The following is a 10391-nucleotide window of genomic DNA, read 5'->3' as shown; positions in this document are numbered from 1 at the left end:
GATCTCGCCTCGATCCTGCACGACGATCATCTGGAGGCGACCGGCTTCTTTCCGGTCGTCAACCATCCGACCGAAGGTCCGATCCGCAGCATGAAGGTCACGGCGACCTGGTCGGACAGCCAGGCCGAGCCGGTGCGCCTGGCGCCGCGCCTCAACGAGCACGGCGCGGAGATCCTGCGCGAGATCGGCTACGCCGCTGACGAGATCGCCGCCATGATCCGCGACGGCGTCACGCGGCCGGCGGCGGAGTAGGGGGATTCATGAGCTTCATCACCGGCGTCGGCCTCACGCCGTTCGGCAAGCACGAAGGCTCATCCTCGCTTGACCTGATGAGCACGGCTGCCCAACTCGCGCTCGACGATGCCGGGCTGAAGCGGGCCGAGATCGACGGCATCCTCTGCGGCTATTCCACGGTCTCGCCGCACATCATGCTGGCGACCGTGTTCGCCGAACATTTTGGCATCCGCCCGTCTTACGCTCATGCTGTGCAGGTCGGCGGCGCCACGGGCCTCGCGATGACGATGCTCGCCCACCATCTCGTCGAAGCGGGCGTTGCGCGCAACGTGCTCGTCGTCGCCGGCGAGAATCGCCTGACCGGACAGTGCCGCGATGCCTCGATCCAGGCGCTGGCACAGGTGGGGCATCCTGAGTACGAGGTGCCGCTCGGGCCGACCATTCCCGCTTATTACGGCCTCGTCGCCAGCAGATACATGCACGAATACGGCGTGACCGACGAGGATCTCGCCGAATTCGCGGTGCTGATGCGTGCGCACGCCTGCACGCATCCTGGTGCGCAATTCCATGATCCGATCACGGTTGCCGACGTCATGGCCTCGAAGCCGGTGGCGATGCCGCTCAAGCTGCTCGACTGCTGTCCGGTGTCCGACGGCGGTGCGGCTTTCGTCGTCAGCCGCGAGCGGACCGGAGAGGCGGGGGTCCGTATCCGCGGCTGTGCCCAGGCGCACACCCATCAGCATGTCACGGCGGCGCCGGACTTGAGCGAACTCGGCGCCGAGATCTCCTTCGCGCGCGCCAAGGAGGCCACGGGCCTCGCGATCTCCGACGTGCGCTACGCCGCGATCTACGACAGTTTTACCATCACGCTCGCGATGCTGCTGGAAGACCTCGGCCTTGCCGGCCGCGGCGAGGCGGCAGCACGGGTGCGTGCCGGTCATTTCAGCCGCGACGGCGCGATGCCGCTGAACACCCATGGCGGCCTGCTCAGCTACGGCCATTGCGGCGTCGGCGGCGCCATGGCGCATCTGGTCGAGGCCCACTTGCAAATGACGGAGCGGGCGTCGAATCGTCAGGTGCGTGACGCCTCGATCGCGCTGCTGCACGGCGACGGCGGCGTGCTGTCGTCCCATGTCAGCATGTTTCTGGAGCGGGTGCGATGAGCGAGGATCTTGTGGACTGGACCGGTGGCGAAGAGGCCATCGTTTTTCAGACCTGCACCGCGTGCGGTCATGTGCAGTACTTCCATCGTGCCTTTTGTGCGGCGTGTGGAACGGGAGGTCCGCGCGAGGAGCGCGCCAGCGGCAGGGGCACGGTCTACGCGGCCTCGCTGGTCTGCCGGGCCGCCACGCCGGAGACGCGCGCCCACGTGCCCTACAACATCCTGCTGGTCGATTGCGCCGAGGGCTTTCGCATGATGGCCCATGGCGAGAACGGACTGTCGATCGGCGATGCCGTCACCGCGGGCTTCAGGCCTTTTGCCGGCAAGCTCGTGCCGTACTTCACGAAGGAACCGTAACGGGATCCGTCATTCGGGGGCGGTCCAAGGGACCGAGCCTGGAACGGGTATTCTGGGCCTGGCCTGTGCGAGAGCCACCCCGGAATGACGAAAACTGAAGAACCCTGACTAGCGCCCGTAGAACAAGATGCTGGCGATGACGAGCATCGCCGTCACCGCCAGCATATGCGCGAGCGCTCCCGAGGCTGCCCCCTTGGTGGCTTCCTTCATGCCGTTATCTCCCTAGACTTGGGCGTGACTCATCGTTGCGTGGTGAGCGCGCAGACGGCCAATTGTTTTTACTCGGAACACCCCACTTCGAGTATTCACCGCAATGTGTCCCCACGCGGCGAATATCGACTGTGCCAAGGTCGATCAGCAATGCGGCGGCAATTTGACTCGATGATGTTGCTCCTGCGTCCGCGCGCAATTAGAGTTCGAGGGAACTTAGCGCGACAAAGACAATAAGCATCAAAAGCCTCAGGAAAACTCAAGGCAAATCATGGCCCGCATCGACTACAGCGACCCATCCAAGGCGTCCGACCGCACCCGCGAAATCCTCGACAAAAATCGAAACGCCAACATCTTCCGCATGATGGCGCATTCGCCGAGCTATTTTGAGCAGTACTGCCGGCTCGGCGGTGCCATCAGGCACAAGGGCGAGCTCGATCCTGTCGTGCGCGAGCTCGCGATCACACGTACCGGCATTCTGTGCGAAGCGCCGTACGAGGTCATCGCGCACAAGCGCATCGGCAAGAATGTCGGCGTCACCGACGCGCAGAACGAGGCGCTCGAAAACTGGCAGGCCGCAACCTGCTTCGACGAGACCCAGCGCGCTGCGCTGGCTTTCACCGACGAGATCGTCAAGCTGAAGAAGCCGACCGATGCGACCTTCAAGGCGATCGCCGCCAGGCTGACGCCCCCGGGGCTCGTCGAGCTGCAGCTCTCGGTCGGATTCTACATCATGACGTCAAAGTTCCTGGAGACATTCGAGATTGATCTCCAGCCCGTCACCGAAGTGGTGGGCTGATCCAAAGCTTGGGCGAGCGAGGAATGGTCATGACGATCGATGAATATGCGGCTTGGGCCGCGATAACAGCGAAAGTCGATGAACATCCCTCGAACGAACGGCTGTCCTATCTCGGGCTTGGGCTTGCCGGTGAAGCCGGCGAGGTCGCCGAGCACATCAAGAAGCTGCTGCGTGACGACTGGCTCGACAAGGCGGGTCTCGTCGAAGAGCTCGGCGATGTCATCTATTATTGGGCCTGCCTGTGCACTGCCACCGGTCAGCAACCGTCCGAATTGCTCAAGGCCAGCGCCGCCAAGATCAAACGGCGGATCAGCGAGGCGGCAAGCCGGTAGAGTGCGAGGCGCATTTGGGGCACCGTCAGTTTCCGCGCCGTCATGGCCGGGCTTGTCCCGGCCATCCACTCCTTACCGCGCGAAAAGAACGTGGATGTCCGGGACAATCCCGGGCATGACGAGCACTCGGGGATGAGACCACTAAGTCGACGTCAGGATGTCGACCTTGGTGTTGGCGACGATCAGTCGATCGGCCAATAGTTGCGCCAGGTTGCGCATGATCCGCTCGGAGGCGCCCGGGTGCTGCTTGCGGAAGCGCTCGAATTCTTTCAGAGGGACCACGAACGCGGTCGCCGCCATATCCGCGAACACGTCGGCGGAGCGGATGGTCTCGATCAGGGCCATCTCGCCGAAGGCCATGCCGGCGGTGAGCGTCGCCAGCCTGACGCCGTCGCGCAGTGTGACATGCACCGCGCCGCTGCGCAGGAAAAACAGGGCATCGGCAGGATCGCCGGTTGTGATGATCTTTGCGCCGGATTGATAGGTCCTGATGGTGCAGATCGAGGCGAGGTCGATCAGCTCTTCCTCGCCGAGGCCGTCGAGCAGCGGCTGCTCCGACAGCTCGGTGGTCTCATGAAAATCGATCGAGCCGCCATAGCGGTAAACGATCTGGTCTTCCGCCCATTCGATGGCGGTGTCGAGCAGGTAGAAGTCGCGAACGTTCTTCAGCTTCGCGGTCCATTCCCGCAGGCTGTCCCACTCCCTGGAGGCGCGGCGGACGCCTGAAATCACCACGGTTACATCAAGCGCGGCGAGCTCTTCGAAGGCTTCGGCGATGAGCCGGGCGCCGGCGCGCGTGGTCGACGTGACGCGGTGCAGGTCGAACACGACGATTTGCGGCCGCGCTCGCCCCGCAAGCCGACGCGAGACGTAGTCGACGGCCGAGAGCGACAACACGCCGACCAGCTCGATCACCCGCACCGCCTGCTCGTGCGCGACGAGGATGTCGCGCTCCTGCTGGCGGCGGACGCGGCGTGACGGGCTCTTGCCGATGTCGTAGTCGGCAATGACGGCGTTGCGGGCGTCGTCGCTGCGGTTGAGCATATGCAGGTCATAATGTGACGACAGCGCCTCGCAGACCTTGATGCCGCGCACGCTGTTGCCGTGCTTGTCGAGTTTCGGCGAGTAGCTGCCGAGGCCGAGGCGGGCGGGGAGCGCCGCCAGGATGCCGCCGCCGACGCCGCTCTTGGCGGGGATGCCGATGCGGTAGATCCATTCGCCGGCATAGTCGTACATGCCCGACGACGTCATCACCGACAGCGTGCGCGAGATCGCGTAAGGCGTCAGCACCTGCTCGCCGGTCACCGGGTTGATCCCGCGATTGGCAAGCGTTGCCGCCATCACTGCGATGTCGCGCGCGGTGACCAGCACCGCGCATTGCCGGAAATAGACATCGAGCACGCCGGCGACGTTGTCCGAGATCACCGCGTTGGTCTTGAGCAGATAGCCGATGGCGCGGTTGCGATCGCCGGTCTGGCTCTCGGACGCGTAGACCGCCTCGTCGACGGCGAGTTCGCGCCCCGCGAAGCGGCCGAGCGCGAGCCAGATCTGCTCAAAGGCCTCTGGGCCCTTGCTATCGTAGATCAGCCCGGTGCAGGCGATCGCGCCGGCATTGACCATCGGATTGAACGGATGGTTCTCGGAATTGAGCCGGATCGAGTTGAAGGGATCGCCCGACGGCTCGACGCCGATCGCACTCTCGACCTTGCCCGCGCCGAGCAGGTCCAGCGCCAGCGCGAACACGAACGGCTTCGACATGGACTGGATGGTGAAGGGGACCCTGGAGTCGCCGACCTCGTAGACATGGCCGTCGAGCGTCGCGAGGCTGATGCCGAAATAGGCAGGGTCGGCTTTGCTCAGCTCGGGAATGTAGTCGGCCACCTTGCCTGACGTTTCAGCGGAGAATTCATTGAGGCAAGTATCGAGAAACCGCAGCAGCGGCGGCTTCGAGCGGGTCCAGGCAGAGGCGGGCGGCGGTTGCGCTATCATCGCATCCTTGTGCAACGCAATCGGGGCACGCGCAACCCGTCGATACCAGCGCGCCCGTCCGCGCGACGTCCGAACGCAAGACGCCGATCGTCATCTTGATATCGTCTGTTTCAGATTGTCGCGGACAAGAAAGCTGCGGGCAGCGCGAGCTTAACTCGCGACGATCGCGATCGTCTGGCCTTCGGCGACGAGGTCGTCGATGTCAACGAGGAGTGATTTGAGTGTGCCCGATGCAGGAGAAGGCACCGGTATCTCCATCTTCATCGCTTCGACAAGCACAATCTCATCGCCATCGGCGACGGTTCCCCCAACTTGCACGGGAGTTGCGCAGATCCGACCGGCGACCTCCGTCACGATCTTAATTTCTGGCATGCCATCGCCTTTTTGTTGTCGTCGCAAAATGCCTGAGGTAGCGTCATCTGCAAGTGGAATTTAATTCCGCAGAGCGGAACAAACGGTAGGGATCATGGGACGACGTTCGGAGCGGTTAAGCAGGCAAGGTGCGCTCGCTGGCGATGCCGGTGAGGGTGATGTCATCCAGGTAGTTTCGCGCGCGTTCGACGTGTTGCGATGCTTCGAGGGCCATGAAGCGCGGCTCGGCAATCTCGAGATTTCGAATCGCTGCGGCCTGCCGCGCTCGACGGTGTCGCGCCTCACGCACACGCTGACGCGCATGGGACAGCTGGTGTATTTGCCGCGCGATCAGAAATATCGTATCGGCCCCAGCGCGGTGGCGATGAGCGCCTCGATGATGAAGGGTGCGCAGCTTCGCAGCATGATCCGCCAGCGGTTGCAGGAAGTCGCCGAGCAGCTTCCAGGCACGGTCGGCTTCGTCGTGCCCGATCGCTTCCATCTGGTCTATCTCCAGTTCGCGCGCTCGGCCTCTGCGCTCGGCCTGCATGAAGGCACCGGCAGCCGCATCTCGATGGCCTCGACCGCGGCGGGCGCGGCCTACACGGCAGCCCTCTCGCCGGAAGTCGGCGATGCCTTCATTGCCGAGATGGAACGGGAAGCGCCTGAGGCTGCAAAGATCCTCAAGCCCCGCATCGAGGCCAACAGGCAGTCGCTGCGCGAGCGCGGCTATGTCGTCGCCTGCGGCCTGTGGAGCCCGCACATCAACGGCCTCGCGGTGCCGATCTGGGCACCGCAGTACCAGACCTTCGTGGTCATCACGATCGGTCTGTTGTCCGCGATGTATGACGAGCAGCGTCTGCATGCGGAAGTCGCGCCGCTGATGCTCGAACTCGGCCGCTCGCTCGGCAGCTTGGTAGAAGGCGCGGAAGGCGACGTCTTCAACAACCGCATTTCGCGTAAACCGGTCGCAATGGCCGTGCACAACAATAACAAGCCGATCCATTCGGAGGGAGTGAATGAACTGGAAGCCGGAACTCGACGAGCTCGCCCGGCGCGAAGCCTTCGCGCGGGAGATGGGCGGCGTTGACAAGGTCAAGCGACAGCATGACCAGGGCCGGCTGACAGTTCGGGAACGCATCGACGGACTGATCGACAAGGGGACTTTCCACGAGATCGGTGCCGTCTCCGGCATCGGTGAGTACGACTCCACCGGTGAGTTGCAGAAGGTGACGCCGGCGAACTGCGTGTTCGGCCGCGCGCGCGTCGACGGTCGCACTGTGGTCGTGGTCGGCGATGACTTCACCGTGCGCGGCGGCTCCGCCGATGCGTCGATCTCGGCCAAGCCCTTAATGGCGGAGGAGATGGCGCACGACTTCCGTCTGCCCATCATCCGCATCATCGAGGGCTCGGGCGGCGGTGGCTCGGTCAAGACCATCGAGACCAAGGGCGCGGCGAATCTGCCTGGAGGAATCGGCGGCACCCGCTGGTACCGGTTCACGACCGAGAATTTGTCGCGCGTGCCCGTGGTCGCGCTCGGCCTCGGCTCGGTTGCAGGGCTAGGTGCTGCACGTCTTGCATCGAGCCACTATTCCATCATGACCCGCAAGTCCGCGATGTTCGTCGCGGGCCCGCCGGTGGTGAAGGCGCTGGGGCAGGATCTCTCGAAGGAGGAGCTAGGCGGCGCGGACATCCAGACCCGCGCCGGCGCGATCGATCACGCCGTCGAGACGGAAGAGGAGGCGTTTGCCTGCGCGCGACGCTTCCTGTCTTACCTACCGTCGTCGGTTTACGAGCTGCCGCCGACCTTGCCCTGTTCCGACAATCCGGAGCGCAGCGACGAGGCGCTGATCAACGCAGTGCCGCGCAACCGCAAGCAGGTCTACAAGATCCGGCCGATCATCGAGTCCGTCGTCGACAAGGGTTCGTTCTTCGAGGTCGCAAAGAACTTCGGCAAGCCCATCATCGTGGGCCTGGCGCGGCTCGAGGGCAGGGCGGTGATGCTGCTCGCCAGCGACAGTTTCCACTATGGCGGCTCCTGGACGGCCGATGCCTGCCAGAAGGTGGTGCGCTGGGTGGACTTCGCCGAAACCTTCCATCTGCCGATCGTCTATCTCATGGACTGCCCGGGCTTCATGATCGGCCTCGATGCCGAGAAGGCGGCAACGATCCGCCACGGCGTCCGCGCCCTGGCCGCGGTCAACCAGACCACGGTGCCCTGGTGCACGGTGATCCTGCGCAACGCCTTCGGCGTCGCTGGCGTCGTGCATCAGCCGGCCGACCGCTTCTCGATCCGCTACGCCTGGCCATCGGCCTATTGGGGCTCGCTCCCGCTCGAAGGCGGCATCGAGGCCGCCTATCGCGCCGACATCGACGCGGCCGAGGACAAGGCCGCCAAACTCGATGAGATCCAGCAGCGGCTCAATAAGCTGCGCTCGCCGTTCCGCTCGGCCGAAAAATTCTGGGTCGAGGAGATCATCGATCCCCGCAAGACGCGCTCGCTGCTGTGCGAGTTCGCGCGGCTGGCCGAGCCGCTGCGCAAAGCGGGACCGCCGGAGAACATGACGATCCGGCCGTAAAAGCGCAGCCGCCCACGTGCCGGAAGTTAACCCAGGTTAAATCCCGCACAAGGGCAACCTCTTTTCGCCGTTCTTCAGGCCCATTTCAGCCAAACCGATAGTGGTTGTTGCTGACCGGGGCAGGACCCTCCAACCCAGAGTCCTGCAATGATCAACCGAGTTCTTTCGGCGTGCGTTTTTATTGTCATCAGCTCCGTCGCCGCGGAAGCGCGGCCCTATCGCAGTCTTCAGGCCGCCGAGTGCAACGTCACCATGCCGTGCGACTTCTCGTACGCGCAAACGCGCCGTGGGCGGTCTCCCAGGCAGGCATTACATGCGTATCGCGCAACACAGATGACGGTGACCGATGCCGGCAACACCGCCAGCACGATCAGCGTCTCCGGTGATCGCGTCATTGGTGGTCGTCCGGCCGGTTGTCCGTCGTCTTTTTGTGGCTGCGGCGCCGCGATCCGCGTGTTCGGTCACGTCGTGCCGGAGTTGAATCTCGCGTCCAACTGGCTGCGCTTTCCGCGGACGGCGCCGGCGCCGGGGATGGTCGCAGCGCGCCACGGGCATGTCTTCGTGCTGGAGCAGTCACTCGGTGGCGACATGTGGATGGCGTATGACGCCAATTCGGGCGGTCACGCGACGCGCATGCACGCGCGTTCGCTGCGGGGCTACACGGTCGTGAATCCGCACGGCTGAGGAGGCGGTGCGGGTGTGCAGCATTCTCACACCCGCAGCACTTTCCCGGGGTTCATGATGTTTTGCGGATCGAGCGCGCGCTTGATGGTGCGCATGATGTCGAGCTCGGTCTTCGAGCGGTAGTGGCTGAGCTCGTCGAGCTTGTCGATGCCGATGCCGTGCTCGGCCGAGATCGAGCCGCCCATGGAGGTGACGAGATCGTTGACGGCCCGCGTGATCGCGGCCGTGTATTGGTTCAGCGTCTGCTGATCCATGCCGATGGGGCCCATGAACGAGAAATGCAGATTGCCGTCGCCGATATGCCCCAACGGATAAGGGCGGATGCTTGGGAGAATCTCGAGCACGGCCTTCAGTCCCTTGGCGATGAAATCTGGAATTCTGGAGATCGCCACCGACACGTCGTAGCTGATCCCCGGTCCCTCCGCCCGCGACGCCTCGGCGACAGCTTCGCGGATGCGCCACATGTTGCGCGATTGATGCCCGGCGTGCGCGATCGCCGCGTCGAGCACGCGGCCGGCCTCGAGCTGGTCGGCGAGAAACTGCTCCAGCTTCTCGGACATGCCTTCAGTGCTGCCCCGGCGCGCCCGCGCTGACGACCATTCCAGCAGCAGGTACCACGGCGTGTCCGCCTTCAGTGGATCCTGGACGCCGGGAATGTGGCGCATCACCATGTCGATGGCGGCGCGGCTCATCAGCTCGCAGGAGCCGACATTGTCCTCGGATGCCGCATGGGCTTCGGACAGGATCTCCAGCGCCGCGCGTGGGTCGCGGACAGCCAGCCACGCGGTGCTGATGTCTTTCGGCGCCGGCCACAGCTTGAGGACCGCCTTGGTGATGACGCCGAGCGTGCCTTCGGCGCCCATGAAGAGATGCTTGAGGTCGTAGCCGGTGTTGTCCTTTTTCAACGCGCGCAATCCGTCCCAGACGTCGCCGTTGGGCAGCACGACCTCGAGCCCGAGGACGAGATTGCGGGCATTGCCATAGCGCAGCACCTGTACGCCACCGGCATTGGTCGAGAGATTGCCGCCGATCATGCATGAGCCCTGGGCGCCAAGACTGAGCGGCAGGAACCTGTCATGCGCCGCCGCGGTCTCCTGAAGCGTCTGCAGCACGCAGCCCGCCTCGACCGTCATCGCGTAACCGACGGGATCGACGTCCAGCACGCGGTTCATCCGCCCCAGCGACAGCACGATGCCGGTGTGCGCGGGCCACGGCGTGGCGCCGCCCATCAGCCCGGTGTTGCCACCCTGGGGCACGATCGCGATGCGGTGCTGATGGCAGAGCCGCACCACTTTCGAGACTTCCTCCGTGCTGCCAGGACGAACCACAGCGCCGGCGCCGCCGACCAGCAAGCCGCGCCAGTCCGTCACGAAGGGCTGCTTGCCGTGCTCGTCCTCGATAAGGCCTTTCTCGCCCACGATCGCACGCAACGCATCGCGTAGGTGATCGGTCAAGGGAACGGTCGGGATGGCGGGGACGGGCGACGGGAAGGCGGTCGGCATCTTGTTTCCTCTGGCGCATCTTGGTGTGCACTGCGCGCGCGAAGCGCTTGAGGCTCATTGTCCACGTTTGCGTCGCGAAGTCTATCGGCAACACCGGGACAATGTCCCGCAATATCTCTCAACATCTTCGCCAACATCTTGCGCCCCGTCTCCGCTTAGGAGGTGACAGGATTTCATCGATCAGGATTGACA

Annotated in this window: 10 protein-coding genes and 1 pseudogene; 8 read left to right on the top strand and 3 right to left on the bottom strand. The window is 64.2% G+C overall.

What is annotated here, in order from left to right:
• The 5 genes and pseudogenes from IF809_RS37120 to IF809_RS37100 all read left to right on the top strand — a co-directional run.
• Positions 1-252, top strand: a pseudogene (locus IF809_RS37120) (CoA transferase); the annotation flags it as partial.
• 8 nt (positions 253-260) lie between these two features.
• Positions 261-1397, top strand: a complete 1137-nt coding sequence (locus tag IF809_RS37115; protein ID WP_462839966.1) for a thiolase family protein — start codon at positions 261-263, stop codon at positions 1395-1397.
• Complete coding sequence (locus IF809_RS37110) at positions 1394-1753, top strand: Zn-ribbon domain-containing OB-fold protein (protein ID WP_462839965.1); 360 nt, start codon at positions 1394-1396, stop codon at positions 1751-1753. Before IF809_RS37115 ends, IF809_RS37110 begins: the two co-directional genes overlap by 4 nt.
• 481 nt (positions 1754-2234) lie before the next feature.
• Entirely contained in the window at positions 2235-2762 is a 528-nt protein-coding gene (locus IF809_RS37105) for a carboxymuconolactone decarboxylase family protein (RefSeq protein ID WP_462839964.1), read from the top strand.
• 29 nt (positions 2763-2791) lie between these two features.
• Complete coding sequence (locus IF809_RS37100; protein WP_164938753.1) at positions 2792-3094, top strand: nucleoside triphosphate pyrophosphohydrolase family protein; 303 nt, start codon at positions 2792-2794, stop codon at positions 3092-3094.
• 141 nt (positions 3095-3235) lie between these two features.
• Here the strand turns inward: IF809_RS37100 and glsA are convergent, their stop codons facing one another.
• On the bottom strand, positions 3236-5083 hold the full coding sequence (gene glsA, locus IF809_RS37095; protein WP_462839963.1) for a glutaminase A: 1848 nt from the start codon (positions 5081-5083) through the stop codon (positions 3236-3238).
• Between the two features lie 150 nt (positions 5084-5233).
• Positions 5234-5455, bottom strand: a complete 222-nt coding sequence (locus IF809_RS37090) for an acyl-CoA carboxylase biotin carboxyl carrier protein subunit (protein WP_462839962.1) — start codon at positions 5453-5455, stop codon at positions 5234-5236.
• 94 nt (positions 5456-5549) lie between these two features.
• Here IF809_RS37090 and IF809_RS37085 point away from each other — a divergent pair, with 94 nt between their 5' ends.
• The 3 genes from IF809_RS37085 (at position 5550) to IF809_RS37075 (ending at position 8697) form a co-directional block, all read left to right on the top strand.
• A complete protein-coding gene (locus IF809_RS37085; RefSeq protein ID WP_128966970.1) occupies positions 5550-6524 on the top strand; it encodes an IclR family transcriptional regulator in 975 nt (324 codons plus the stop codon).
• The gene (locus IF809_RS37080) at positions 6454-8013 is read left to right on the top strand and encodes an acyl-CoA carboxylase subunit beta (RefSeq protein WP_462839961.1); all 1560 of its coding nucleotides are present in this window, start codon (positions 6454-6456) and stop codon (positions 8011-8013) included. Before IF809_RS37085 ends, IF809_RS37080 begins: the two co-directional genes overlap by 71 nt.
• A 147-nt stretch (positions 8014-8160) precedes the next feature.
• A complete protein-coding gene (locus IF809_RS37075; RefSeq protein ID WP_462839960.1) occupies positions 8161-8697 on the top strand; it encodes a hypothetical protein in 537 nt (178 codons plus the stop codon).
• Positions 8698-8723: 26 nt separating this feature from the next.
• Here the strand turns inward: IF809_RS37075 and IF809_RS37070 are convergent, their stop codons facing one another.
• Positions 8724-10199: an FAD-binding oxidoreductase gene (locus IF809_RS37070; protein ID WP_462839959.1), complete on the bottom strand. Its 1476-nt coding sequence runs from the start codon at positions 10197-10199 to the stop codon at positions 8724-8726.
• Positions 10200-10391 lie beyond the last annotated feature (192 nt).

The sequence above is a fragment of the Bradyrhizobium sp. UFLA06-24 genome (assembly GCF_054967145.1).
This window is presented reverse-complemented; position numbering and strand designations above follow the sequence as displayed.